This is a genomic window from Ancylobacter tetraedralis, assembly GCF_014195655.1.
GTDB lineage: Bacteria > Pseudomonadota > Alphaproteobacteria > Rhizobiales > Xanthobacteraceae > Ancylobacter > Ancylobacter tetraedralis.
In genome coordinates, this window is sequence record NZ_JACICD010000004.1 from 377,552 (window position 1) to 403,011 (window position 25,460).

Here is a 25,460-nt window from a genome sequence, read left to right on the forward strand (position 1 = left end):
GGGCGAACGCGCGGAAGGCGTCATCCTCGCCTTCAGGGGCCGCAGGGGCGACTGTACCGGGCCGGGGGCGGCGAGGTTGACAGGGGCGGCAAGGCTGACGGGGCGGGTGGCGCGCGGCATGGGTCAGCGCTCCACCGCGTCGGCCGGCAGGGCGGCCGGCTCCCCCAGCGGTTCCAAATGCCGGGCCAGTGTCGGCTCAGGTTCCAGCGCTGCCCATTCGTCGGCATCTCCGGCCAGGCCGCGCGCGCCGGCCTGCGCGTACCAGTAGGTACCGGCCTCGCTGTCGCAGGGGCCGCCAATGCCGCGTGCGGCGTAGCGCGCCAGCATGAGGGCGGCCATCGGGTGGCCGGCCTCGGCGGCGAGCGCGAACCAGCGCCGGGCTTCCTGCGGGTCGGGTTCGATGTCGTGTCCGCCGCCCTGCAGCGCGCCAAGAGCGAACATGGCGCCGGCATGCCCCGCCGAGGCTGCGCGCAGGAACAGGGCCTTCGCGGCGGGATGATCGCGCGCGATGCCGCGCCCCTCGACCTGCATCTCGGCCAGCGCGACCTGCGCATCGGTCAGCCCCGCCGCAGCGGCACGGGAGAACCAGAGCACGGCTTCGGCCTCATCCCGTGCCACGCCGCGCCCTTCCGCGAGCAAGCGGCCGTACCAGTATTGCGCGTCCACCACATCCTCGGCCGCTCGCCGGAGCCAGAAGGCGGCCCTCTCGTCATCGCGCGGCACGCCGATGCCCTCGGCCAGGCAGACGGCGTAGTTGAACGCGCCGGCGAGGTCGCCCTGCGCGGCCGCATGCTCGAACCACACATGCACCGGCGGGGGATCCTGCGTGAGCCGCACGGCCGAACCCGCCTGCCACAGCGCCGCGAGATCCGCCTGTGCCGGGGCATCGCCGGCGCGGGCGGCCTGCTGGAACCAGATGGCCGCCTCGTCCGAGTCGCGGATCACGCCGGCACCCGTGAGATAGAGCATGCCGAGCGAGCGCGCTGCCGCGCTGTGTCCTCCCTCCGCCGCCGATCGAAACCAATGGGCGGCCTCGGCGAAGTTGGGCGGCAACTCGCCGCCCTGGGCATAGATGTCGCCGAGCCGGGCGGCGGCGTCGGCATCGCCGCCAAGGGCCGCGCGCCGCAGCCAGCTTTCGCCGTCCAGCAGGTCGACCGGACCGCCACGTCCCTCCAAGAGCAGCAGGCCCAGGCGGGCCTGCGCCTTGGCCATGCCCGCCTTGGCCGCGACGGCGTAGTGCCGGCGCGCCTCGGCTTCGTCCCGCGTCACGCCGATCGCGTGCTCGGCGCCAAGGCCGAGCAGGAAATGCGCCGTCGGCAGGCCGGCCTTGGCGGCATGGACAATGTGCCAGCGCGCGGCGGCGACTTCCTCGGGCGTCTTGGCGCTCGCCATCAGCGCGGTGGCATAGCCGAGCTGGCCCTGCGGGCAGCCCTGCTCGGCGGATTTGCGATACCACTCGAACGCCGCCTCGGGATGGCGCATGTCGTCCGGCCCGGCGGTGAAGATATAGGCCAGCATGGCCTGGGCGTCGGCCGCGCCCGCGTCGGCCGCTCGGCGCGCCCAGACGGCGGCCGCGCGAAAATCTGCGCGGTCGGTGACGACCGGCTCGAACAGGCCGGTGCGCGGCCCCACCTCCTGCTGCGGCAACCCGAACAGGTGGAGCTGGGCCAGCCGGCATTGCGCGCGCACATGGCCGGCCATGGCAGCCCGGTGATACCAGCGCGCCGCTTCCGAGGGGTGGCTGGCCGTGCCCGTTCCCTCCAGCAGGCATTCGCCGACCCTGAAAGACGCCTCGGCATCGCCCGCCTCGGCCGCCGCCGCGAACAGGGCGAGCGAGCGCTCCGGCGCCCGGGCGAACAGGCGTTCGGCGCGCTGGCGCGCCCGCGTGGGAGAGCTCGAGGCCAGGCGGTCCAGCCGCATGGCGAGGAAGCCCGGCAGGGTCATGTGGGCCACGGCTCAGGGCTCCTGCATGCTGCTATAGGCGACGGGAAGGATCTTGGTGATGAAGTAGGAAAGGATGGAACGGGTGCCGACCTTGACGTCGGCGACGACCGGCATGCCCGGCACCAGCCGAAAGCCCGGCGGGGTGTCGTGCATCATCATCTCGTCGAGCACGATGTCGCCCTTGTAGTAGAGCGAGCGCGGCCGGTTCGGCATGGCCGAGCCGCCTTCCTGAATGGTCGTCTCCGGGCTGAAGCTGTCCGCGCTGATACTGCGCACGGAGCCGCGGGCGCTGCCATATTGCAGGTAGGGCAGGGTATCGAACTTGATCGTGACCTCGTCGCCCGGGCGGACATAGCCGCTATCCATGCCGGAAATATCCGCCTCGACCGAGAGCGGCGCGTCGAGCGGCACGAGGTAGATCAGCGGTTCGGCGCTGGTGACGACCGAGCCGACCGAGATCTTGGCGACCGAGAGCACCACCGCGTCGCGCGGCGCGGTCAGCACGACCAGCTCGTTGTGCAGGTCGGCCTTGGTCAAATCCTGCTGCGCCTGCACGAGACGGCGGCGGGTATCGGCCAGTTCCTGGGAAGTTTCGCTGTTGCGGCGCTGGACGAAGGTCTCTCGCTCGGCCTCCAGCGCGGCGGCCTTGCGACCCGCCTCGGCCCCTTCCGACTGCGCCTGGGAAAGCGAGGCCGCCATGGTCAGCCGGGCGTCCTTGGCCAGCAGCGTATTGAGCAGGCTGCCGGCCTGCACGTCCTGCAGCTTCTGGCGCATGGTCTCGACCTTGGAGGCCAGTTCGAGACGCTCGACATAATAGGACGCCTGCGCATCGTTGCCGGCGATCTGCGTCTTCAGCTGGTTGATCTTCTGGTCGAAATTCAGCAGCGCGAAACTGTGTTCGCTGGAGCGCTGCTGGAAGATCGAGGCCTGCAAGGCGGCATGCGTGTTGGCCGCGTCCGCGAGATAGACGGTCCCGGCACCCTCCGCCAGCAGCCGCGCCGACTTGGCGCTCAGCAGATCGACCTGGTCCTTCATGGCGATCAGGTCGGCGGAGCTGAAGGTCGGGTTGAGGCGGGCGAGCACCTGGCCCTTGCGGACGATGTCGCCCTTCCGCGTATCGATGCTCTCGACGATGGTCTGGTCGAAGGACTGCAGGAGAATGTTCGGCGCGTCGGAAACCAGCTTGCCGGTGGCGGAGACAACCTTGTCGATGTGGATCAGCCCGCTGGCCGCCAGCATGGAGACGACGAGCAGGAAGACGAACAGGTTGATCGCCCGCGACATCGTCGGCACGCGGGTCGCGATGATCGCGGCCGACGGGCTGCCGAATTCGAGCACGGCCAGCGGCAGGGCGTTGCCGCCCGCCGCCTCGTCATCAGCCCCTTTGGCTGAGCTTCGGAGCAGGCGCAACATGAGCTTTTCCTTGCGGGTCCATATGACGGTTCTGCTGCATCCAGAGATGGCGATAGACGGCGCAGCGCTCGACCAGTTCGCGGTGCGGGCCGATGTCCAGCACCTTGCCGCGGTCGAGCACGAGGGTCTGGTCGCAATCGACCAGCGACGAGAGGCGATGCGAGACGATCACCATCGTGCGCCCGGCCGCCATGCGCTGGAGATTGGCGTTGATCAGCGCCTCGCTCTCGGGATCGAGCGAAGAGGTGGCTTCGTCGAGGATCAGCAATCGGGGATCGACGATCAGCGCACGGGCGATGGCGAGCCGCTGGCGCTGACCGCCGGAGAGGTTGGGCGAGCCCTCCTGGATGAGAGTCTCATAGCCCTGCGGCAGCCGCTCGATGAACTCCTCGGCGCCCGCCAGCCGCGCCGCGCGCACCACGTCCTCGAAGGTCAGTCCGGGACGGCCGGCGAGAATGTTGTCCTTCACCGTGCCGCGGAACAGGAAATTGTCCTGCAAGACGACGCCGAAGCTCTGGCGCAGATAACGCAGGTTGATCTCGCGCAGATCCGTGCCGTCGATCTTCACCGAGCCCGAATAGTCGCGGTTGATGCCCATCAGCAGCCGCGTGATGGTCGACTTGCCCGAACCGGAGCGGCCGACCAGCCCGAGCATCGAGCCCGGCTCAATGGCGAAGCTGACCTTGTCGAGCGCCGGTTGCTTGGTGCCCTCATAGGTGAAGGTCACGTCCTCGAAGCTGATGGCGCCGTAGAAGCGCGGCCGCAGCCCGTTTGTGAGCGCCCGTTTCTCCGTTGGCCGGTTGAGCACCCACCCGACCTGCGAGAGCGCCTGACGCGCCTCCTGCACGTCCTGCAGCAGCCGGGCGAGGCTGACCAGCGGGCCGGCGACGCGCCCGCCCAGCATCATGAAGCCGATCAGGCCGCCGAGGGAGAGCGGGTTGTCGGAGTTGAGCGCGATGAAGGCGCCGAGCGCCAGAACCCCGGCCACGGTATATTTCTCGAAGGGCATCACCAGCACCATCGGCCAGTTGCTCAGCTTGCCCATCTGCAGGTTGAGCTCGCCCAGCTCCGCCACGCGCTGGTCCCATTCCGCCGCGCGGGTGGGCTCCAGCCCGAGCGACTTGATGGTGCGAATGCCGTAGATGCTCTCGACCAGCGTCGAACCCTTGTTGGATTCCGCCTGAACCAGCTTCGCCGTCATGCGCGCCAGCGGCCGGAGGAAGGCGGCGATGACCAGCGTGATGCAGCCCGCGGCGACCAGCACCGTCCACGCAAGCGTCGCCTCCATGTAGAACAGCACCGGTAGCAGCAATGCGACCATGGCGACGTCGATGAACGTGGTCATCAGCCGGCCGGTGAGGAAATCGCGGACGCGGTAGAACTGGGCGATCTTGTAGGAGAGTTCGCCGGCCTGGTTGCGCTCGAAGAAATCGATCGGCAGCGTCATCAGCCGGTCGAAGATGGCGAGGTTCAGCCGTGTATCCAGGCGGCAGGCGAGGACCACCAGCAGCATGCGCCGCGACCAGGTGATCAGCATCTCGAAGATGAGCGCGATGACCAGCACGACCACGATCAGCGTTAGCGTGTTGAAGCTCTTGTAGATGACGACGGTATTGAGCGTCGTCATGATCATGAGCACGGGAAGCACGCTCAGGATGGTGATGGTGATCGAACCGATCGCGACGTCGCGCAGGATCGATTTCTCGCCCCAGACCAGCCGGGTCAGCAGGCCGAGATCGAACGGCTCCTCGTCCGTGTTGCCCGCGCGCGAGGCGCGCACCAGCACGGTCTCGCCATCCCACACCTGCTTCAGGCGCAGTTCCGTCACCGCCATCGGCGGCTCGTGGGTCGGCGCGAGCGGATCGCGCACCAGCAGCACGCCGTGCTCACGATCACGGCCGACCACCAGCGCGGCGTCACCATTGGTGAGCAGCAGCAGGATCGGCGCCGGGCTGTCGATCTTCATCAATTGGCGAAAGCTGAGCTTCACGCTCTTCGCCCACAGGCCGGAGCGGCGGAACCATTCCACCAGCAGGCCGCCGGTGGGCGCCGCTCCCGCCGTATCGGCCCTGGCCTCGCGCGGATCGGGATCGACACCGTGATAGCGGGCGACCGCCGTCGCGGCGGCGAGCCGGGCCGGAAGCTGGCCGCCGGCCTGTACGATGGTGTGGGCATTCATCGAGGCGGCGCAGGCGTCGATTTCGGCCTGCCAATCCACCTCATCGGGAACGGCCGGCGCGCTGCCCCCACCGGGGACGCGGGCGACGGCTGCGGCCGGCGAGCGCGGCGTGGACGGGGCCTGTCGCGGCGCTGCCCGCCCGCGGGCCCGGGGTGCCCTTGCGAAGATCCTGCCGCCTCGCTCCAGCAGCCCTTGCAGGCTGAGGGCCGCCGCCAGCGCGCAGGCCAGCGCGACCAGTGGCCCCATTCCCTCCCGGGCGATTCCCAGTTCGGACATCAGGAAGAAGACGACCAGCACGGCGGGGAAGAAGACATTGAGCGCCGAAGAGAAGAAGCCGGCGATGAAAATGCCCCAGCGATGTTCCATGTGTCGGATCCTCGATGGGCGGGCCAGCGCTCGCGAAAGGCGGACACGCGTTCATGAAATAGACGTCGGTGGAGACCGACCTCTCGGCCGGTCTCCACCTGTTCAGAAGCTCACCAATGCTTGGGGAGATTCATCATGTGCCCGTGGTTCTCGAAGCTCGGAGCGATCGAGCCCGAGTTGTTCCCCGTGTTGACCGGAGCGCCAGCGCCAGACGGGCGATGGTTGTTGTTGGCCGCACCCAGCGAGGCCAGGCCACGCCCGCCAATATCGTGGGCTGTCAAGCTTGAGCCCAACGTCTTGAGGACGTTGCGGTACGAGCCGTCGCCCCCTTCATGGCCGCCGCTGCCGCCCCTCGACCCCGTGCGCCCATGGTCATTGTTGGACGAGCCGGATCGGAAGGTCATGCGGTCGTTCTGGCAGACATGGCGGTTCCAGCCTGACGGGGCGTGGTGGTTGCCATGCCCGTGACCCGGGCTGCTCCCCGCGCCCGAGGGACCGGTCGGCCCAGTTGCGCCTGTCGGTCCGGTCGGTCCTGTCGGCCCGGTTGCGCCGGTCGAACCTTCGCCCGTTGCGCCGGTAGCGCCCGTTGCGCCGGTAGCGCCCGTGGCACCGGTCTCACCCGTCGCGCCGGTAGCGCCCGTTGCGCCGGTTTCGCCCGTTGCGCCGGTAGCGCCCGTCGCGCCGGAAGCGCCCGTTGCGCCGGTAGCGCCCGTGGCACCGGTTTCGCCCGTTGCGCCGGTAGCGCCCGTGGCACCGGTTTCGCCCGTTGCGCCGGTAGCGCCCGTGGCACCGGTCTCACCCGTCGCGCCGGTCGCGCCGGTGGCGCCGCTGGCACCCGTGGCGCCGTCCTGACCGGTCGCTCCGCTGGCGCCCGTTGCGCCGGCGGCACCTGTCGCCCCCGTGGCACCGTCCTGGCCCGAAGCGCCGGTGGCGCCTGTCGCGCCGCTGGCACCCGTGGCGCCGTCCTGCCCGGTCGCTCCGCTGGCGCCCGTTGCGCCGGCGGCACCTGTCGCCCCCGTAGCACCGTCCTGGCCCGAAGCGCCGGTGGCGCCGGTCGCGCCGCTGGCGCCGGTGGCGCCGTCCTGACCCGTCGCTCCACTGGCGCCCGTTGCGCCTGTCGCGCCGGCCTGACCTGTGGCTCCGCTGGCGCCGGTCGCGCCATCCTGTCCGGTCGCTCCGCTGGCACCAGTCGCGCCTGTGGCGCCATCCTGCCCGGTGGCTCCGCTGGCACCGGTCGCGCCTGTCGCGCCATTCTGCCCGGTTTCGCCCGTGGCACCGGTGGCACCCGTTGCTCCCGTTGCGCCCGTGGCACCGGTTTCACCCGTTGCGCCGGTGGTTCCCGTCGCACCCGTTTCGCCGGTCGCCCCTGTCGCTCCGGTCGCCCCGATGGGCGTGACGGCGGCGATGGTGAACGAGCCGCTGGCGGGCGGGTTGGTGCCCGGTGTCTGAATGGTGCCCGCCTGATTGTAGACAACGACATTGCCGATGTCGTAGCCGTCCGGCAGGTAGACCAGCGCGGCGTAGGAGGCCAGGCCGACATTGCCGCCATCCTGGGCGTCATTCGCGGCCGTGGTATTGGAGGCGCTGGCCAGAAGCGTGAAGTTGACGCCGTCGTTATAGTAGATGAACATCGTCGTTCCGGCGATGTCTCGACCTATGACTGTTGCTAATTGGCTCATGGTTTCTTCTCCTGTTATGGACGTTTCGCCCTGTCCGGTCCTTGACGTGTCTGCTTAGTTCGGTCGGTGGCTGTTGTTGCGGGGCGCTGGCACCGACAGGACGGCGGGTGCGGCGGTCATGGCCCGCCCGGCGCCGGCGCGGATGACGCAGGGCATGATGCTCACCCCCGGCAGGCGGTTCTTGCCGTCCTTGTCGTCGGTGACGATGATGGTCTCGCTGGAACTGTCGAACGGCAGCGGAAAGACCACGGAAAACTGTCCCGCCTTGATGCCCGGCGGGAAAACGCTGCCCGCGGGGACGACATGGCCGGAGCCCACGAGGACGTGGCTATCCTGGCCGTTGAGGCGACACCAGACGAACACGTTATTCGCGCCCGCGTTCGTATCGATTCCGGATGCTCTGAAGAATTCGTCGCTCATATCGACGTACCTTTCATGATATGGTTGTCGGAAAGCTTCGGTCAAAGCTGTCGCACCGCGTGAAGGACACGGGTTCTCGATCGGAACCTGAGGGGTTACGGTGGACATGGAGCCAACGCTCAAGGGAATAAAGTGCATCCCGTAGATGAGATGCTATGGACTTTGCGGGATGAGTTCTGAGCAGATTTGCTCAGGCAGCGAAAGAATCCAAAAATAGTTGCGCGTGCCGTTCGCACCGGCTGGAACGGGTCTCAACGATCACGGCGCCCGCAATGGCTCGCGTCGGCTCATTGGCGGAAAAACATATCCGGCAAAGGTTTGCGCGATCGGCCCGGATGGTCTGTCGCATGGCGGCAAGATGCATCCGATGCCACGGAAAAACCGGGCAGGGGCGGATGACGTCGAGCCTTCCCTAGAGCATTTCCGGTGAAATCCGGTTCACCGGAAATGCTCCAGGTTCTTGGTTTGACGCGTCTTCTTCACGCGAACCGGAACCCACTTCGCTCAAGAACGCCCGAGCATGTTGGTCCCTTGAAGAACTGGAAGTTTCGGATGCGCGATCTTCCGCAGCGGGATGCGGCATCGGCCGCGCGCTGAATCCGCAATCTTTGGGCGCGAGGGAGGATCGTGAGGGCAGGGTGCGAGGGCAGGTCGTCGATCGAAGCTGGTGGAGGCGTCAGGCGGCCGTGATGGCGCGGACGATGCGTTCCAGGTCGGGCATCTGTGCCTGCACCCACGCGCCGCCCTCCGCAGGATACAGGGCCGCGGTGCCAAAGGTGCGCACGGCGTCGATCCGGGCGCGCGTTTCCCGAAGCGGGCCCGGAATGTAGACGAACGTTCCCGCCCATACGCTCGTTGCCGGCGGACCATCATCCGGCGCGACACGCCAGGCATCGCCGTGCCTGACAAGTCTTTTTCTAACGATCTGAAGCGGTTTCATGGTCAGAGCTTCGTTGATTCGCGGGCTGCCATCCAAGTTCATAATACCGTCGCAGTGTGCTCATCCGTTATGCAGCGCTCGCGTCTGCAAGCTCGTCTCAAGGTGAGAGCGCGTGCCCATAAAATTTCCCACGGCGGTAAAGGGTGGACGCCGGCTGTATTGAATCACTCTAGCGTTGTGGTGCGTCGCTTCCGGTGAAAATAGGCCATGTTTTCTTGTAAAGAATTCAAAAACCGGCAATTAAATCATCGCGAAGCACAGGTTTTTCGCAAGGAATGGTGATTTAATCGGTATATGTGATGTATTCTTCTCGTATGATTTCAGCCATGCGATAGAAGTGCTGCGGCCGGCATTGCGTGCGCCATCCACAGGTCTTTCCGCCCAGTCGGCACATATGGAGTTGACGAGCAGGCCAAGCGCTCCGGATGGCTCGTCCTTCAGCACTCCGTCGCCGGCAGTAATGGCGAACCGTCCCTGCATCCAACGCGGCAGCCCGAGACGGAGCTTCGCCTGCATCTCTGCTCAAAAGTGCACGCACTTGGTGCACGCAAAATAATCAGAGAGCTTCGGGTGTCAGCAGCCGCCTGTTGAGCCCTTTCACTTCACTTTTTGCCAAGTCATTGATAAAACAGAAAAAGTAGCAATAGGAATTTTTGGCATGCGCCTTGCTTCTGATATCGCATGCACTTGATGCATACGATAATAGCCCAGATGCAGGAACAGACCTCGATGCGCACTTCCGATTTCGCGGGCGACGTCAGTCGCCGCTCCTTCCTGAAGGCCGGCATTGCTGCCGGTGCCCTCGCCGCCACGTCCCGTTGGTCCACCGCGCAGGCGGAGGATCCCAAGGTGCTGAACTATCTCTCCTGGCCCGGCAATGCCGACCCTTATCTGGTCGAGCAGTTCGAGAAGGAGAATGGCGTCAAGATCCGCATCAAGGAATATGTCGGCGGCGACCAGATGCTGGCGGTCATCAACCAGTCGCCGCCCGGCTCCTTCGACGTGGTGATGGCCGATGCCGAATACATGCACCTGCTGCACGAGGCCGATTTCATCGAGGAGCTCGATCCGGCCGACTACCCGCTGAAGGACTACTGGCCGGAATTCCAGAAATTCCCGCTGCACTGGTTCGACGGCAAGCTCTACGGGGTGATGACGGATTTCGGCTATCTCGGCCTGTCCTACAACACCAAGGAATTCACGCCGAAGGAGGTCGCCTCCTATGCCGCGATGTGGAGCGACAAGGCCAAGGGCAAGGTCGGCTTCTTCGACTGGTACCTGCCGTCCATGGGCTCGATCAGCCTGTCCAACGGCAACCGCCCGCCCTTCGATATCGATGACGCGCATTTCGCGGCGGTGAAGGAGAAGCTGTTCTCGCTGAAGCCGCAGGCCTCGGGTTTCTACACCATTGCCGACATCTTCTCCTCGCTCACCAATGGCCGCGCGCAGCTGGTGCCCGGCATCGGCGAGTGGATCACGCTCGGCCTGCGCATGAACGGCGTGCCGGTGGATACGATCATTCCCGAGGAAGGCGGCCTGCAATGGACGGAGTCGCTGTCCATCGTGAAGGGCACCCCCAAGCGCGACCTCGCCCGCAAGTTCATCCAGTACACCACCTCGCCCGAAGGGCAGGTGAAGATGGCCACGAAGGTCGACAACAAGAAGTCGATACCCTCGATTCCCGGCTGGAAGCTGTTGAATGAGACCACGCCCAAGGAAGCCGAGATCCTGCGTATGACGCTGACCGGCCCGAATGTGATGGACGAGTACAAGGCGAAGAAGATCCAGTTCCGCCAGCTGCCCAAGCAGCAGGACATCGCCGACTGGAACGACGCCTGGAGCGAGTTCAAGAGCCTCTGATCCCTCGCCAGCCAAGGAGCCACGCCATGACGGCTGCCTCTGTGACGACGCGTGCCAGCGCCCGATGGCGCTGGTTCCGGATGCCGGGACCGCGCCTGGCGGGTTCGCCCAAGGTGCTGCCGGCCGTCCTCGGCCTGCCCGTGCTGCTGTGGCAGGCGGTGTTCTTCGCGGCGCCGCTGGTCTTCCTTGTCATCGTGACCTTCTGGCAGGTGAAGGCGTTCCGGCTGGAGCCGGCCTTCGTGCTGGACAACTGGACCCGCATCCTGTTCTCCACCACGTTCCAGCGCGCGCTGGTGCATACGATCGCGGTGGCCGGCACGACGACCGTGCTGGCGCTGCTCATCGCCTTTCCCGCCGCCTACACCATCGCCTTCCGCCTGAACGCCCGGGCGCGGGACCTCGCCGTCGCCTTCCTCATAGTGCCGGTGTTCTCAAGCTACATGCTGCGCATCTATGCGTGGCAGATCGTGCTGAGCCCGGAGGGCATCATCAACGCGCTGGCGGGCGCCGTCGGCATCGGCCCGCTGCCGCTGCTGGGGGGCGCCGTCTCGCTGCAGGTCGGGCTCCTCACCCTCACCCTGCCGATCGCGATGCTGATCCTGGTTTTCGCCATGGCGGGCATCGACCGCACGCTCATCGAGGCGGCGGAAAATCTCGGCTGCCGGCGCGCGCGGGTGATCGCGCATGTCATCCTCCCCTCGCTGCGGCCGGCCATCGCCTTGACGGCGACGACGAGCTTCCTGCTGGCCTTTGGCGATTATATCAGCCCGCTCTTCATGACCGGCTCCAAGCCGCCGACGCTCTCCATTCTCATCGTCGACACGGTGAAATCCGGTTCGCAATGGCCGCGCGCCTCGGTGATCGGCGTCTCAATGCTGGTCATGCTGGCGCTCGTGCTGGGCCTTGGCCAATGGCTCGCGCGCGGTCGCGCGGCGCGCAAGGAGGCCGCGCGATGAACCGCACGCTCGCCACCCGCCTGTCGCGCCTCGCCCAATATGGCCTGCTCGGCGCGCTCTTTGTCTTCCTCGCCACGCCCATGCTGGTGATCGTGGTGTTCTCCTTCGATGCCAACCGCTTTCCCACCATCCCCTGGGGCGGCTTCAGTCTCGAATGGCACCGCGCCATCCTCGCCGACCCGATGATCCGGGATGCCTTTCTCAACAGCGTGCTGGTTGGGCTGGGTACGGCGGTTCTGGCCACCGCGCTCGGCTTCGCCGCGGCCTATCTCGACTTCCGCTACCGCTTCCGTCTCAAGCTGCCCTTCATCCTGCTGGTGGCGGTGCCGCCCGCCGTGCCGGCCACCATCCTGGGCATGGCGATGCTCGCTTTCCTCTCCCGCATCGGCCTGTTCGGCCGGCTGGAGACGGTGATGGCCTGCCATGTCGCCATTGCCACCTCCTTCGCTATGGCGATCATCCGGCTGCGGCTGAACGATCTCAGCCGCGATCTCGAACCCGCCGCGTGGAATCTCGGGGCCTCGCCCCTGTCCGCGCTCATCCATGTGGTCCTTCCCTTCTGCCGGCCGGCGCTGATCGCCTCCTTCTTCCTGTCGGCGGCGGTGTCGTTCGACGAGTTCCTGATCGCCTGGTTTGTCGGCGGCGTGCATGAGACGCTGCCGGTGCGCATCCTCAACCTGCTGCAGGGGCAGGTGAATCCGAAGATCAATGCCATCGGCGCGGTGGTGCTGGTCATCAGCGTGGCGCTGGTGCTCCTCGCCCAGCGCTTCACCGGCGTGCGCGCCGGACGTCGCCCCAACCCCGATCCCGGAGAGTGACATGCCGACGCCCTTCATCGTGCTGGACAAGCTGGACAAGCGCTATCCCGACCACCACGCCGTGAAGTCGATCGATCTCGCGATCGAGGCCGGCGAGTTCATCGCCATCATGGGCCCCTCCGGCTGCGGCAAGTCGACGATGCTGCGGCTCATCGCCGGGCTGGACGAGCCGACCGGCGGCGACATCCGCATCGGCGGCGACAGCATGCGCGGCGTTCCGGCCTTCCAGCGCAACACGCCGATGGTGTGGCAGAGCCTCGCGCTGTTTCCGTTCCTCAGCGTCGTCGAGAATGTCGCCTTCCCGCTGCGCATGCAGAAGGTGGGTGCCGCCCAGCGCCGCAAGCGCGCGCTGGAATGGCTCGACCGGCTGGGCCTCGCCACCATGGCGGAACGCAACATCGCGCAGCTCTCCGGCGGCCAGCGCCAGCGAGTGGCGATTGCCCGCGCGCTGGTGACGGAGCCTTCCGTGCTGCTGCTCGACGAACCGCTCTCCGCACTGGACGCGCATCTGCGCGTGCGCATGCAGACCGAACTGTCGCGGCTGCACCGCGAACTCGGCATCACCTTCGTCTATGTCACCCACGCGCAGTCCGAGGCCTTCGCCCTCGCCGACCGCATCGTCATCATGAGCGAGGGGCGCATCCAGCAGGTCGGGCGTCCGCAGGATGTCTACCGCGCGCCGGCCAACGCCTTCGTCGCCGAGTTCATGGGCATGAACAATCTGGTCCGGGGCGAGGCGAGGGGCGGCGCCGAGGGGCGGCTGGAGGTCGGCAGCGCCCTCGGCACATTCGAGGTGCCGGCCGAAGCGCCGCGCCCCGCCGGTGCTCCCGCCGATTTCGTCATCGCCGCCGACCGCATCACGCTGGCTCCCGAGGCGGACGGGCCGGGCATTTCCGGCACGGTGCTCGGACTCGAATTCGTCGGCTCGACGCAGACCGTCTTCATCGAGATCGCCGGCGGCGCGGAATTCCGCGTGCAGAAGCAGCAGCACGAGATCGAGGCGCTCGACCTCGTGCCGGGGCGCCGGGTCACGCTCAGCTGGGACCCGCGCCACGCCTGGCTGCTGCCGCAGGCGGCGTAAGATTTTTCAGGAGGAGGAAGACATGTACCGCGATCACTTCATGCGCCGCGCCGTCGAGATTTCCCGGCAGGCGCTCGATCTGCCGGGAACCGAGCCGTTCGGCTGTGTCATCGTCAAGGACGGGGCGATCGTCGGCGAGGGGCTGAACCATTCCCGCGCGCATTTCGACCCGACCTCGCATGGCGAGGTGGAGGCGATCCGCGACGCCTGCCGCCGGCTGGAATGCGTCGACCTCACCGGCTGCGAGCTCTACACCTCGTGCGAGCCATGCGCGATGTGCGTGGCGACCATGGAAGTGGCGGGCATCTCGAAGCTCTACTACGCGGCCTCGATGGCGCAAGCCGGCATCGCCTTCGCCTCGCTGACGGCCAGTGAGCGGCACCCGATCGATGTCGACGCCGTGCGTGCGGCCGCCGGCGCGCGCATCGAAGACCGCGCCATGCCCTCGCAGCAGGCGATGGATGCGGATGCCGTGGCCATCCTCGACAGCTGGGTGAAAGCGCGCAAGGCTGCCACCGCCTCGGGCGGCTGATTCAGTGCATACGAAAGAAAGAGACTTCGCATGAACATTTCACGCGCCAAAAGCGGAGCCTCGCGCTCGGTCAACGACCCGACCGCGAAGGGCAAGGGTCCGCCCGCGAGCGGGGAGGCGGCCACCATCTCCCGTACCGAGGCGGTCCAGGACGGGCTTCGGCAGGCCATCATCGAGCAACGGCTGCAGCCCGGGGCGAAGCTTCCCGAGGACGCGATTGGCGACGCCTTCGGCACCAGCCGCACCATCGCGCGCGAAGCGCTCGGCCGCCTCGCGGTGGAAGGACTGGTCGAATTGAAACCCAATCGTGGCGCCTTCGTCGCCAACCCGACCCTCGACGAGGGGCGCGACGTGTTCGTCGTCCGGCGCGGGCTTGAGCGCATCGTCACCGAGTGCCTGGCCGGCCGGCTGAAGCCCGGCGAGATCGCGGTGCTGCGCGACCATGTCGCCCGGGAACTCGCCGTCTCCGGCCATAACGAGGTCGAATCCATCCGGCTCGCTGGGGAATTCCACCTGCTGCTCGCGCGGCTCACCGGCAACCAGGTGCTGGTCCGCTACGTCACCGAGGTCGTGTCGCGCTGCTCGCTGATCCTCGCCATGTATGGCCGTCCGCATTCCTCCGATTGCGGCGTGAGCGAGCATGGCGAGATCGTGGATGCGCTGATCGCCGGCAATGCCGGCCGGGCCTGCGAACTGATGGATCATCATCTCGCCGCCGTCGCCAGCCGCGCATTGCTGCAGGAGAAGGCCGAGCGCGACATTCGCGATGTGCTCGCGCCCTATGCCGCGCGCATAAGGGGGCTGGGAGCATGAGCCACGCTCCAGAGCCGGATACCGGTTCCGTCGCCTTCGATTTCCGCGAACTCGGCGAGCGCGAGCGCTACAAGCTGATGATCGGCACCATCGTGCCGCGTCCCATCGCGCTGGTGACGACGGTCGACCCGCAGGGGCTGGTGAATGCCGCGCCGTTCAGCTTCTTCAATTGCCTCTCGGCCGATCCGCCGATCCTGGCGCTGGGTGTGGAGAACCATGCCGACATGTCCTTCAAGGACACGGCGTTGAATATCCGGCTCACCGAAGTGTTCACGGTCAACATCGTCTCGCACGCCATCGCCGAGGGGATGCATCTGTGCGCGGCCGACTTCCCGCCGGGGGAGGACGAACTGGCGGCAGCCGGCTTTACCGCCGTGCCGGGCGTCAAGGTTGCGTCCCCGTGGATCCGCGAGGCGCCCGCCGCCTTCGAGTGCCGGCGCCACATGACGCTGGAGCTCGGCAAGTCCCGCCAGATCATCCTCGGCGAGATCCTCTATGCGCATTATCGCGCCGATGTGGTCGACACCGAGCGCCTGCGGGTGGACCCCGCCCGGCTCGACGCCATCGCCCGGCTCGGCGGCAGCACCTGCGCGACGATACGCGATCGTTTCGACATGCCGACCCCGACCTTCGCCGAATGGTCCGCACGATCCGGGCGGGGCGAGAGGGCGGGCCAACCCGTGAAGCCCTGAGACGCGCGCGTTCGCGGTGGAGATATGGGCAAAGGCGGCGTTTTGCTTACGCAACGAGCGCGGGATCCTCTAGCCTTCGGCTTCGACGACAGGTTTGACGTCGAATCCAGATGACAGATGGGGGGCCTCGAGTTGGAAGGGGAGGGGCAGATTTCCGGCTCGCGGAGGATGGACGACACGCAACTGGCGTTCATCAACGCGGCGGAGAGGGATATCCGCCTGCTGGCACCGGCGGGGAGCGGCAAGACCATGTCGCTCCTGTATCGCTGCGCCGAGTTGCATCGTCGCTCCGGGGGCAACGCGTCTTTCCTCATCGTGTCGTTCACGCGCGCCGCGCGCGACGAATTGCGGGCGCGGCTGACCGACGACGCCTTCGCCGGCTTCGCGGCGCGGGCGGATGTCGTCACACTCAATGGCTGGGGCCACCGCCGCCTGAAGGCGATGCATGCGCAGCCTCGCCTTCATGTTTCCGATTTCGAGCGCGCGACAATGTTGAAGTCCATTCTCGCGCCCGCATGGTCGACGATTCCGGCTCTGGAAACGGGCATGAAGCGCCAGCCCTTCAAGTTGCCCCAGCTTCTGGCCGGGCTGCTCGACATGATGAAGACGCTCGGCTTCGATCATGAGGACGGCTCCCTGGGAATGGCGGACGACCGGCTGGAAATGCTGGAGCAACTGGGTCTGTTGCCGCTGCTCGAAGACTTCATGCTGCGCCTTCACCAGCTCGACGTGCTGGCCAACCGCCGGTGGGAGCCGTTTCTCGAAGTTGCGCTGCCCTTCTTCAACGCGGCCTGCACGCAGCAATTCGCCACCGGTTCCTTCACGCTCGAGGATCAGAAATACGCTGCCTGGCTCGATCAGCGGCGGCAGTCCGCGGCCGGTGCCCCGTCCTCCGGCGCCGACAGGATCACCGATATCCTGGTCGACGAGTTCCAGGACATCAATCCGCTCGACCTCGCGCTGATCCTGCAGATCGCCCAGCTGAATCAGTCCGCGCTCACGATTGTCGGCGATGACGACCAGGCGATCTTCGAGTGGCGCGGCGCGGCGCCGGACTTCATCCTTGAGCCGGATCGCCATCTGGGGCGGCGCTTTGCCACCTATGTTCTGGAGAAGAACTACCGCTGCCCGCGCAATATCGTGCAGAAATCCGCCCGGCTCATCCGCCACAATATCCGCCGCGTCGACAAGGCGATGCATCCCGTCTCCACGGTCGATGCGGAGATCGCGATCTATCCCGGCGCGACCTTTCTGGAGTCGGTGCAGAACGTGCTGGCCGAAATTCGCCATTTCGTCGAGAGGAAGACCCCCGGGGCCCGCATGGCGCTGCTGTCGCGCAAGCGGGCGCAACTCATTCCCTACCAGATCCTGCTGGCGCGTGAGGACATTCCCTTCTGTGCGGCGGAGGACCTGCACCTGTTCCTGTCGGACACGTTCGATCGCCTGCTGGGCGCGCTGCGGACGCGGACCATGGCGGGGCTCGGCGTGGCTGTCCCCACCATTGTCGATGACGTGATGGCGCTATGCCATTCGGTGCAGCGCTTTCCGCTGCGCAAGGTGGAGGCCGATGCCATGGCGCGGCATATCCGCTCCGCGCGGCCGAAATCCTATGACGCGGCCATCGACCGGCTGGAGACTTATGACGGAACCATTCGCGGGCAGGTGGACGAGGGCGCGACGGCGGCCGATTTCGCCATCAAGCTGCGGCGGCTCATTCACGCGCCTTCCGTGCGTGCCGCCATCGAAGCCCTGCAGACGCTCTATTCCGGCTTCAAGAAGGATTACGGGCGCGGCGTCGAGGATATCTTCCTGGCCGATCCGCCCTTTGCCTATCTCGCGGAGTTCTCGGAGAGCTACGGGGAGGATTTCCACGGCTTTGTCGACGATCTGGAAAAGGCCAAGGATACGCTGGTGAAGCTGCCGGGCATGGACGCCGATGACAGCGCGGACGCGCTCTGGAAGAAGCCGGTTCATCTCATGACGGCATTGCGGGCCAAGGGCCGCGAATTCGACACCGTCGCCATGCTCGACGTGGTCGACGGCATCTGGCCGCTGCGGACCGCCAAGTCCGAGCGGGCGATCGAGGGCGAGCGGCGGCTGTTTTACGTCGCCATGACCCGGGCGAAGAAGCGATTGATCCTGACATCGTCGCACCGCATCGGCGACCAGGTGACAATTCCCTCACCCTTCCTGGCCGAGGCCGCTCTTCCCTGAGAGCGCACGCGGCCCCTTCAGGCGCCGGCGCCCTCGCGAACGGTCTGCCCGAAAAGCGACGACACGTCGCCGTCTCCCACGGGCGGCAGCAGCATGTCGCGCGACAGTTTGCGCTTGCTCTCCAGCAGCGCATCGAGGCGCACGTCGAAGGAGGCGTCGCCATAGTCGGGGTGGACCGCGATGGGATTGTGCACGGTGACGGGCTTGTGCTGGCCGATCCGGTAGCATCGGTCGTTGCACTGGTCCTCGACGGCTGGATTCCACCAGCGCGACAGGTGCAGGACATGATTGGCCGCGGTGATGGTCAGGCCGATTCCCGCCGCCTTGGGCGAGAGAACGAGAAGATCGAAGGGCCGGGGCGATGACTGGAAGCGCTCGACGATTTCCAGCCGCCGCTCGCCGGCAATGCTGCCATTTATGATGGCCGGCTGCCGGTCGAGCCCGAACCGCGTGGCGATTGCGGTCGCGAACAGCGCCTGCACGGCAAGGTCCTCGATGAAAACCAGCGCCTTCTCGCCGCGCGACTGGATGGTCTGGAGCACATCCACCGCATAGACCAGGCGTGCCGACTGGCCGAGCCAGGCGTCGACCGAGCCGCGATCGAGGGGATCGCAATCGTTGGCGCCGCGCGGATGCAGCGATATGCTGCGAAAGGCGTGGAGCGCGTGCAGCATGTCGGCCTGCCCAAGGCCGCCCATCTGAGCGCCCAGCACCGCCTGATGATAGGCCTCCGCCTGCTCCGCCGGCATGGTGACGCGCTCGCGACGGATCTCGCGAGCGGGCAGGCCTTCGAGAATCTCGCTTTTCATGCGGCGCAGCAGGACAGGGGGCGATTGGTCGTTTCGAGGGGCATCGAGCTGGGACTTGAGGCGCTTCAACTCCTCCTCGCCGCCATCCTCATAGGTTCGGGTGAAGGCCTTGAGGTCTCCCAGATAGCCCGGCACCACGCGATCCATGATGCACCAGAGATCGGCGAGCCGGTTTTCGATCGGCGTGCCGGTCAGGCCGAGCACGAAATCGGCATTCATGGCCTTTGCCGACTGGGTGTTGATGGCGCCCGGCGACTTGATCTTCTGCGCCTCGTCGAAGATGGCGACGCTGAAGGCGACGCGGGCAAAGGCGCGGTGATTGTCCGCAAGCGTCTCATAGGTGGTCAACACCCAATCCGCCGCGCGCAGGCGCACCACATCAAGGGCGGTGTCGGGCGACCAATGCTCGTCCCGCGCCAGCTTGAGCTTGCGCAGGGCGGAGCCGAAGGCGTCGACGCGCGTGCCAAGCGCTCCGGGCGCCAGATGCCGTTCGGCCTCCTCCGCCCAGTTGCGCAGGAGGGCGGTGGGCGCGACGATGAGAATGGGTCGGTTGCGCGCGCCCCGCGCGAGGCCGAGCGCCTCCCGGTTGCGGCGCACCCAGGCGAGGAAAGCCAGCGCCTGAAAGGTTTTCCCAAGGCCCATGTCGTCGGCGAGCAGCGCGCCGGGCCAGCCGCTGCGATAGCAGGCGACCAGCCAGTCGAAGCCGATGACCTGATGCGGCTTGGGTGGGGTGGCAACCAGCGGCTGGCCGGGAAAGCGCGGCTCGATGGCGATCTCGCGCGGCTGATAGGTGATGGAAAATTCCTCGCCCTCGAGGTTCTGGTGAATGACCAGACGCTGGTCGCCGGCGTCGTCGGCGGTCTCCGGAGCCGCGCCCGCCAGCGCTGCGTCCTGGGGGGCCGCCTCTTCGTTGTCCGATGCGGCGGGAGGATTGCCGAAATCATCCAGCCCGAGCCGCCCGAACGCCTCCTGCACATCCTCCACCCGTAGCCGGAGATCGTCGACCACCACCTCGGGGCGGTTTTCCTCGCGGGCGCGGACGACGTCTTCCTTGAGCTTCTGGAAAAGCGGCTGATTCAGTTCGACGATGTCCGTGCCGATGCGCAGGGGAAAGTGCTCGGGCAACCATTGGCCGGCCTTGTTCTTCAGCCACGGCATGGGCGGCGGTTCCCAGATGCCGAGCCCGAGAACGCGATCGGAATATTGCCAGGTTTCCACCAGCAGCGAGGGCGCCGCCTCGCCGCTCTGGCCGTCGCCGAGCGCCTCGGAAATCGCCGCGCGCGGGTTCTTCAGGAAGGCGAGCCGTTCGGCCTTTGGCGCGGCGCGCTTTCGACGGATGAGGTCGAGGGCTGTCTTGAGAGAGGGGTCAACCACCAGATAGGTGTTCTTGTCGAGCACATAGGCATCGCGGCTATGGGATTCCGCGGCGAAAATCCCGCGTGCGAAGCGCTCCTGCAGCCTGGGCGGCAGAAGGGCATCGGCGACGAGATCGCGCTGCACGGGAGCCGCCTCGCTGGCATCCATGCCGTCCGGTGCGCCGGCATCATCTTCCAGGCTGGCGATCGTCTCGCGCCCCATCACGACGGGCAGGAAATCCGGCCCGTGGGCGGTCTCGAACACATCCAGCGCGACGGCGCCGGCCTGATAGACAGTGAGGCTGGTGAGGAAACGATCCTGCGTGCGAACCTCTTCGCCGCCCACCTGTTTCAGCGCCGCCTGTACCGGTGCCCAGGCCGCGATGCGGGGCTCCGCTGCCTGCCCCTGCGTATCGTTGTAGGCGTCGATCGCCTCCACGAGTGAATGAAGCGCCGTTGAGAGCCGACCCTCGTGCGCGCCCCATTGCAGCAGGGCTCCCTTGCGCTCGACGCGGATCCGCCGATCCCCGACGTCATACCAGCTGGCACGAATCCGGGCCCGCGCATCCGTCATGATGCCGTCGAAGGCGAGGGTGATCGACAGGGTGCCGAGCGGCGGCAGGCCGGCCGCCTCGGCGACGCTTGCCGGCAGGGCGGCGATGGCGGCGTGCGTCAGGAGCAGGCCGCTGTCCATCGCGACGCCGTCTCCCGCCTCTATCCGGCCGAGCAGATAGCGCGCGGCGGCTCCCTCGCGGCCGGCCGCTGCGCTCCAGCCGTCGAGCGGTAGGACCTGCGATCCGAGAAGCCGGCGGCGCTCCAGAGTGAGTTGAACGCCTTCGGGCAGCGCCTCGTGACGGAAGGCGACCTTCACAGCATGTACTCGCGGGCCGACAGCCGCGCTCCCGTCATTGATGCGATGCGCCGCGCCGCCTTATGCTGCCAGGCATTCTCGCCGGTGTGTGGAATATGCTCGATCTCCTCGACCGGTGCGTAGCGCTGGCCGCTGCGCAGGAAGTCTCCGTCATATTGCGGTTCGTAGAGTTTGGGCGCTCCGGCGCGATCGGCATCGACCCAGAACCGGCACTTGCCGTTGAAGCTCCATTCCGCGCAGATGCCACGGCCGATCCGGAGCAGCAGAACGGCGTGGCCGGACTGGATGCCTCCGCCCGCCGTGAATCGAGCAAACCGCGCATTATGGCCAAAGCTGCGAAAAGCCTCGTTGGCGCCGACCCGGTCCAGAACCACCCAGGCTTCCCGGATGAGCCCTCTTTCGTACATCGCCTCCCAGAACGTGCGCCGGTACTTCCAGTTCGGGTTGGGATTGACCGCTTCGACCACGTCCAGGAACTGCCGCAGCGCCTGTTCCGTCAGCCATGAGATGGCAATCTCGCGCGCCTCGGGCATGCCGACCCAGTTCGCGCTTTTCGTCCGGGGATCGCCGAGTTCGTCCAGCGATGTCAGGAGATCGAGCGTGCGATCCTTGATCGCCTTTTCCGGCGGCTGCGCCCGGTAGGGCAGGAGCAGCGCATCGGCCAATAGGCTCTTGTGAGTGGGAAAGGTCAGCCGTCGCGGGTCGCCTTGCAGCGCGATGAGGGGGAGGAAATCCAGCCGCTCCGCCGGCGGCAGCCGCCTGTCCTCGGCGGCGCGCTGCAGCACGCGGCGGGTGCAGGGTTCGACATAGCCGCCCGCCAGCGCCAGTTCCATACGCAACCCGTTTTCCTCCAGAATGCGGCGCGGGGACAGGCGCGCGATAAGGGCGGCATCGCCGATGCGCCGTGGCCCCTCCGCCGCGTCGAAGATGCGAAACCTGTCATGCAGGGCATCGAAGGGAGGGCCCATGACGGAAACGAGATCGCGCAGGGCGCCCGCCACGGCGGAAAGGCCGGGCCGGTCATCGTGGAAGCTGACGAGGTAGGAGAGGGCGAGTGCCCGCGAGGCCCCTTTGTTATTGTGGTCGCGCAGTTGCGCGAGAAAGGGGTCCAGCGTCTGCGGACGAGCGGCCAGGGCCAGCTTCGTGGTCCACAGGCACCAGGCGCCGTCGCGCGCCTCCCGGACGGTGAGCGTCTCCTGCCGGGAGAGCGTCTGCGCGATGCTGACCGCTAACGCGTCGTAATCCTTCGCGCGCGTCGCGTCGCCGGCCCCCTCCGGCAGTTTGCGCGCCGCGCGCAGCACGGCGGCTTCCGGCTCCGGCCGGCGTGGCGTCGGCGCGTGGCGCAGCATCAGGTCCCTGATCGCGTCCTTGAGAAGGCTGCTCACGGGGTCGCTCCGAGCGCCGGCGACGGTTCGGGCGAGGGCGGGGGACCCGGCAGCGCGGGAGTCTGCAGCGCGTTCACCTTCGTCTCCATCTCGTCGAGAAGGCGCAGCACGCTGGTCAGTCGCTCACGCCGATCCGCTTCCATCAGGAAGCGCAGATCGATCCGCCGGTTGATGCGGTGGGCGTCCTCATCCTCGCCCTTGGTGGCGGGGCGCGTATGGGCATAGGCCGACACCGAGAGGACTTCCTGTCCCTGCGAGTTCATCAGCGTGCGCAGGCGCGGGAAGCCGCCGACGATCCGCCGATAGGTATTAACCGCGCGCTCGGTGGAAAGCTGCCAGTTGCGGTCTGGCCCGCCCACCGTGTCGGTGTGCCCTTCGATGAACAGGGTTTCCACCACGAAGCCCGATCCGGGCGGGCAGCCGGCCGCATCGCCGCAGGCAGTGTAGCGCGGCAGCACATCCAGCAGCACGCGCGCGAGGGCGTCGACATTGCGTGCGGCCGTCTCGTTCAGCAGCGACACATTCCTGTCGAAGCGGATGGCATCCTCGGTCAGCCGCAACACGCCGGTATCCTTGTCGATGGTGACTTTCAGCCCGACGCCTTCCAGACGCTTCTGGATGGTTTCGAGAAGGTCGCCGCGCGCCTGGTTGGCCTTGTCGAGTTCGGTGATCTGATCGGCGATCTGCCGGCGCAGCGCCGCGATCTGGTCGGCCAGCTCGTTGGCCCGGCGCAACTGCTCCTCCTGCTGCGCCGTCAGGGTCCGGGTCTGGTCGGTCTGCTGCTGGAAGTTCAGCGCGAAGACCATGAGCATGATGATGAAGATGAAGAGGATGCCGACCATCATGTCGGTCATGGAGACGAAATAGTTTTCATCCTCCTCGGCATGGCTGCCGGAGGAGGCATTGGCCTCGGCGGTGATCATCGCGCCTCTCCGTGCGCCCGGATGTCGGAGCCGCCGAAGCGCGCCGCCGTCGCGGCCTTCAGGCCAGCGGCGATGTCCTCGGCGCTGTCCGACATCGAGGCCAGCAGCGGGTTGAGTTTCTCGATGGCCTGCGACAGGCCGAGATCGACCGACTGGACATGGGTGCGCAGCCGGTCCTGCTGGTCGGCGGTCGAGCGCGAGAGCGCTTCCACAGCCTTGCCGAGCGCGGTGTCGACATCGTCGAACTTGGCGGCGAAATTGTTCCAGAAGGCGCCGCTGCGCTCATTGGTATCGGCCAGCCCGGCCGCCAGCGTCGCGATCTGCTCCCTGGCGGCCTGTAGTGCCTGCAGCGTGGTGCCGACGCTGGAGGCGAGCTGTTCCGTGGCGCCGGACAGGCTGGTTCCGACCGTGATCAGCGGAGTGGTTGCCGCCCGCACGCTGCTGGCGGTTTCGCCGAAGGCCTGGGCGGTCTTGCGCGCTTCGCCCGAGGTTGCCTCCAGCGCCACCTTCTGGCTCGCCAGCGCGCCCTCGATCGCCCGCATCGAGACCGACAGATCGCTGAAACGCTGCCCGACGGCGGTCAAGGCCAGTTCCACCGCCATGCGCAGCCGCTCGGAAAGGTCCTGCGCCGCCGCGTGCAGGTCGTTCAGCACCTGCTTCTGGACCTCCGCCGAATGATGCACCGAGGCGTCGATCTGCCGGCGCGTCTGCTCGCCCTGTTCGCCCATGGCGCGCTGCATGGCGCCGACATTGTCCCCCATCTGGCTGATCTGCCGGTCGAGCTTTTCCATGACGACACCCATGGCCGCCTCCAGCTTGGCGGAGGCGCCGCCCGCAGCCTGGCCGAGGGCGGAATCGACTTCGGCATTGGCCTTTTCCAGGGTCTTTCGCAGGCTCTCGACCACGCTGGCCAGCGCGTCGCGGCTCTGCCCGGAACTGTGCTCGAAGGTCTGTCCCGCGCGCTCCACCATGCGGTTCAGGTTGTCCGCCGCTTCGCCCAGCCGTGCGGAGAAATCCTCGCCCGTGCCGCGCAGGCCGCCCTGCATGTCCGCGATCGACATCTGCAATTGCTTGAGCGTGGCGGCGAGTTCCCGCATTTCGGTGCCGGCGCCGTGCTGCAGCGAAGCGGTGAAGTCGTGCAGCATCTGCTGCACGCCGTCCTGGCTGTTGGCGGCGAGATTGCCGACGGCGTGGCTTATCTGCTCGGTGACCGGCGCCATGGCATCGGCCACCGCCCAATGCAGGCGCGGCGCGATTTCGGTTCCCATGCGGGCGAAGAAGTCGCCCTGGGTGATGTCCTTGAGCTGCGCGAGCTGGTCCTCCATCGTGCGGCGGATCTCCAGCGAGATCGACTGCGGCGCGTGATAGCGCAGCCTGCGCTCCAGATCGGCATTGAAGCGGTCAAAGGACCCCTCCAGCAGCACGGAGAACCAGCGGAAGACGATGGACAGAACAATCGAGGCCAGCAGCCCGGCGATCGACGTCGAGAACTTGAAGGTCGCGATCTGGAGCAGTTCCCCCATCTGCGCGGCCATTTTTTTCGCGTCGCCCGCGCTGGCGGCCGCGCCGGCCTTGTGGAGCGCGAAGACGAGCCCGATAAAGGTCAGCAGCAGTCCGATGCCGACGAAATAACCGGGCACGGCGCTCATCATCTTCAGCCCGCTCAATCGCTCGCGGGCGACGCCGGGGTTGAAGAAGACATGCGGGCGGACCGTGTTGCCGATGGCGCGATCGCTGTCGGTGTCGACGAGGCTATCGTCGAACTCTCTCCAGGCGTCGCCGATGAGCCAATTGGCCGAGAGCTTCTGCCCGATGGTTTCAAAATTGGCGGCGAAGACTCTTCGAATCTCGGCGCGATTTTCACTTTTGGTGACGTTGGCGGTGATCTGCCGTCTCGCCTGCCCCACCGCGCGCAATACCGGCACTATGTGGAAGAGAAAAAAGGCGAGGCACAGGCCCATCGCGAAGACGAACAGGGAGCCGGCCAGCGCATAGGCGAAATCAGGCGTGCTGATGCCCTTGTAGTCGCCTGAAGCTGAATCGGAAATCGTTGTGAAAATAAGTATTGGGTTTATGAATGAAAGTAACAGCGATGATCCCAACACCAAAAAGATCGGAATCGCCCAGAACCCGACAAGCCGCGCGATTCCCCGCACCCACACCCGCATGCACTCCCCCTTACCTGCGCCGCATATTGGATGGCGCGCCGG

The 25,460-nt window shown here is 66.8% G+C and carries 19 protein-coding genes; 8 read left to right on the forward strand and 11 right to left on the reverse strand.

Annotation, left to right across the window (positions count from 1 at the left end):
* Positions 1–123: 123 nt before the first annotated feature.
* From FHS55_RS12805 to FHS55_RS12835, 7 genes are all read right to left on the reverse strand, one after another.
* On the reverse strand, positions 124–1,944 hold the full coding sequence (locus FHS55_RS12805) for a tetratricopeptide repeat protein (RefSeq protein WP_246340143.1): 1,821 nt from the start codon (positions 1,942–1,944) through the stop codon (positions 124–126).
* Between the two features lie 12 nt (positions 1,945–1,956).
* A complete protein-coding gene (locus FHS55_RS12810) occupies positions 1,957–3,357 on the reverse strand; it encodes an HlyD family type I secretion periplasmic adaptor subunit (protein WP_183190131.1) in 1,401 nt (466 codons plus the stop codon).
* On the reverse strand, positions 3,320–5,902 hold the full coding sequence (locus FHS55_RS12815) for a peptidase domain-containing ABC transporter (protein ID WP_246340093.1): 2,583 nt from the start codon (positions 5,900–5,902) through the stop codon (positions 3,320–3,322). Before FHS55_RS12815 ends, FHS55_RS12810 begins: the two co-directional genes overlap by 38 nt.
* 110 nt (positions 5,903–6,012) lie before the next feature.
* The gene (locus FHS55_RS12820; protein WP_246340095.1) at positions 6,013–7,533 is read right to left on the reverse strand and encodes a collagen-like domain-containing protein; all 1,521 of its coding nucleotides are present in this window, start codon (positions 7,531–7,533) and stop codon (positions 6,013–6,015) included.
* 102 nt (positions 7,534–7,635) lie between these two features.
* Positions 7,636–8,001: a hypothetical protein gene (locus FHS55_RS12825; RefSeq protein ID WP_183190133.1), complete on the reverse strand. Its 366-nt coding sequence runs from the start codon at positions 7,999–8,001 to the stop codon at positions 7,636–7,638.
* A 676-nt stretch (positions 8,002–8,677) separates the two neighbouring features.
* Positions 8,678–8,941 carry a hypothetical protein gene (locus tag FHS55_RS12830; protein WP_183190134.1) on the reverse strand — a complete coding sequence of 88 codons (264 nt, stop codon included), beginning with the start codon at positions 8,939–8,941 and terminating at the stop codon, positions 8,678–8,680.
* A 240-nt stretch (positions 8,942–9,181) separates the two neighbouring features.
* The gene (locus FHS55_RS12835) at positions 9,182–9,457 is read right to left on the reverse strand and encodes a hypothetical protein (protein ID WP_183190135.1); all 276 of its coding nucleotides are present in this window, start codon (positions 9,455–9,457) and stop codon (positions 9,182–9,184) included.
* A 213-nt stretch (positions 9,458–9,670) separates the two neighbouring features.
* On the opposite strand from FHS55_RS12835, the gene FHS55_RS12840 reads away from it, so the two are divergent.
* The 8 genes from FHS55_RS12840 (at position 9,671) to FHS55_RS12875 (ending at position 17,907) form a co-directional block, all read left to right on the forward strand.
* Positions 9,671–10,801 carry an ABC transporter substrate-binding protein gene (locus tag FHS55_RS12840; protein ID WP_183190307.1) on the forward strand — a complete coding sequence of 377 codons (1,131 nt, stop codon included), beginning with the start codon at positions 9,671–9,673 and terminating at the stop codon, positions 10,799–10,801.
* Between the two features lie 26 nt (positions 10,802–10,827).
* Positions 10,828–11,757 carry an ABC transporter permease gene (locus FHS55_RS12845; protein ID WP_246340097.1) on the forward strand — a complete coding sequence of 310 codons (930 nt, stop codon included), beginning with the start codon at positions 10,828–10,830 and terminating at the stop codon, positions 11,755–11,757.
* Positions 11,754–12,575: an ABC transporter permease gene (locus FHS55_RS12850; protein ID WP_183190136.1), complete on the forward strand. Its 822-nt coding sequence runs from the start codon at positions 11,754–11,756 to the stop codon at positions 12,573–12,575. The genes FHS55_RS12845 and FHS55_RS12850 overlap by 4 nt, the downstream gene beginning before the upstream one ends.
* Before the next feature lies 1 nt (position 12,576).
* Positions 12,577–13,656 (forward strand): ABC transporter ATP-binding protein, encoded by a 1,080-nt coding sequence (locus FHS55_RS12855; protein WP_183190137.1) that lies wholly within the window; start codon positions 12,577–12,579, stop codon positions 13,654–13,656.
* Positions 13,657–13,678: 22 nt separating this feature from the next.
* Positions 13,679–14,188, forward strand: coding sequence for a nucleoside deaminase (locus FHS55_RS12860; RefSeq protein ID WP_183190138.1), 510 nt, complete (start codon positions 13,679–13,681; stop codon positions 14,186–14,188).
* 30 nt (positions 14,189–14,218) lie between these two features.
* Positions 14,219–15,001: a GntR family transcriptional regulator gene (locus tag FHS55_RS12865; protein WP_183190139.1), complete on the forward strand. Its 783-nt coding sequence runs from the start codon at positions 14,219–14,221 to the stop codon at positions 14,999–15,001.
* Positions 14,998–15,693, forward strand: a complete 696-nt coding sequence (locus FHS55_RS12870; RefSeq protein ID WP_183190140.1) for a flavin reductase family protein — start codon at positions 14,998–15,000, stop codon at positions 15,691–15,693. The genes FHS55_RS12865 and FHS55_RS12870 overlap by 4 nt, the downstream gene beginning before the upstream one ends.
* 117 nt (positions 15,694–15,810) lie before the next feature.
* Positions 15,811–17,907, forward strand: a complete 2,097-nt coding sequence (locus FHS55_RS12875; RefSeq protein WP_183190141.1) for a 3'-5' exonuclease — start codon at positions 15,811–15,813, stop codon at positions 17,905–17,907.
* Positions 17,908–17,924: 17 nt separating this feature from the next.
* Here the strand turns inward: FHS55_RS12875 and FHS55_RS23825 are convergent, their stop codons facing one another.
* Genes FHS55_RS23825 through zorA form a run of 4 tightly spaced genes read right to left on the reverse strand, consistent with a single transcriptional unit; the run spans position 17,925 to position 25,355 of the window.
* Entirely contained in the window at positions 17,925–20,942 is a 3,018-nt protein-coding gene (locus tag FHS55_RS23825; RefSeq protein ID WP_183190142.1) for an SNF2-related protein, read from the reverse strand.
* Positions 20,939–22,327 (reverse strand): EH signature domain-containing protein, encoded by a 1,389-nt coding sequence (locus FHS55_RS12885; protein ID WP_183190143.1) that lies wholly within the window; start codon positions 22,325–22,327, stop codon positions 20,939–20,941. Before FHS55_RS12885 ends, FHS55_RS23825 begins: the two co-directional genes overlap by 4 nt.
* Positions 22,324–23,250, reverse strand: coding sequence for an OmpA family protein (locus FHS55_RS12890; protein ID WP_183190144.1), 927 nt, complete (start codon positions 23,248–23,250; stop codon positions 22,324–22,326). The genes FHS55_RS12885 and FHS55_RS12890 overlap by 4 nt, the downstream gene beginning before the upstream one ends.
* Positions 23,247–25,355: an anti-phage ZorAB system protein ZorA gene (gene zorA, locus FHS55_RS12895; RefSeq protein WP_210286963.1), complete on the reverse strand. Its 2,109-nt coding sequence runs from the start codon at positions 25,353–25,355 to the stop codon at positions 23,247–23,249. Before zorA ends, FHS55_RS12890 begins: the two co-directional genes overlap by 4 nt.
* Positions 25,356–25,460: the final 105 nt, after the last annotated feature.

Coding starts and splice junctions, on each gene's coding strand:
- FHS55_RS12805 (WP_246340143.1), bottom strand. CDS start 1,944: ATGACCCTGCCGGGCTTCCTCGCCATGCGGCTGGACCGCCTGGCCTCG.
- FHS55_RS12810 (WP_183190131.1), bottom strand. CDS start 3,357: ATGTTGCGCCTGCTCCGAAGCTCAGCCAAAGGGGCTGATGACGAGGCG.
- FHS55_RS12815 (WP_246340093.1), bottom strand. CDS start 5,902: ATGGAACATCGCTGGGGCATTTTCATCGCCGGCTTCTTCTCTTCGGCG.
- FHS55_RS12820 (WP_246340095.1), bottom strand. CDS start 7,533: ATGTTCATCTACTATAACGACGGCGTCAACTTCACGCTTCTGGCCAGC.
- FHS55_RS12825 (WP_183190133.1), bottom strand. CDS start 8,001: ATGAGCGACGAATTCTTCAGAGCATCCGGAATCGATACGAACGCGGGC.
- FHS55_RS12830 (WP_183190134.1), bottom strand. CDS start 8,941: ATGAAACCGCTTCAGATCGTTAGAAAAAGACTTGTCAGGCACGGCGAT.
- FHS55_RS12835 (WP_183190135.1), bottom strand. CDS start 9,457: ATGCAGGCGAAGCTCCGTCTCGGGCTGCCGCGTTGGATGCAGGGACGG.
- FHS55_RS12840 (WP_183190307.1), top strand. CDS start 9,671: ATGCGCACTTCCGATTTCGCGGGCGACGTCAGTCGCCGCTCCTTCCTG.
- FHS55_RS12845 (WP_246340097.1), top strand. CDS start 10,828: ATGACGGCTGCCTCTGTGACGACGCGTGCCAGCGCCCGATGGCGCTGG.
- FHS55_RS12850 (WP_183190136.1), top strand. CDS start 11,754: ATGAACCGCACGCTCGCCACCCGCCTGTCGCGCCTCGCCCAATATGGC.
- FHS55_RS12855 (WP_183190137.1), top strand. CDS start 12,577: ATGCCGACGCCCTTCATCGTGCTGGACAAGCTGGACAAGCGCTATCCC.
- FHS55_RS12860 (WP_183190138.1), top strand. CDS start 13,679: ATGTACCGCGATCACTTCATGCGCCGCGCCGTCGAGATTTCCCGGCAG.
- FHS55_RS12865 (WP_183190139.1), top strand. CDS start 14,219: ATGAACATTTCACGCGCCAAAAGCGGAGCCTCGCGCTCGGTCAACGAC.
- FHS55_RS12870 (WP_183190140.1), top strand. CDS start 14,998: ATGAGCCACGCTCCAGAGCCGGATACCGGTTCCGTCGCCTTCGATTTC.
- FHS55_RS12875 (WP_183190141.1), top strand. CDS start 15,811: ATGGGGGGCCTCGAGTTGGAAGGGGAGGGGCAGATTTCCGGCTCGCGG.
- FHS55_RS12890 (WP_183190144.1), bottom strand. CDS start 23,250: ATGATCACCGCCGAGGCCAATGCCTCCTCCGGCAGCCATGCCGAGGAG.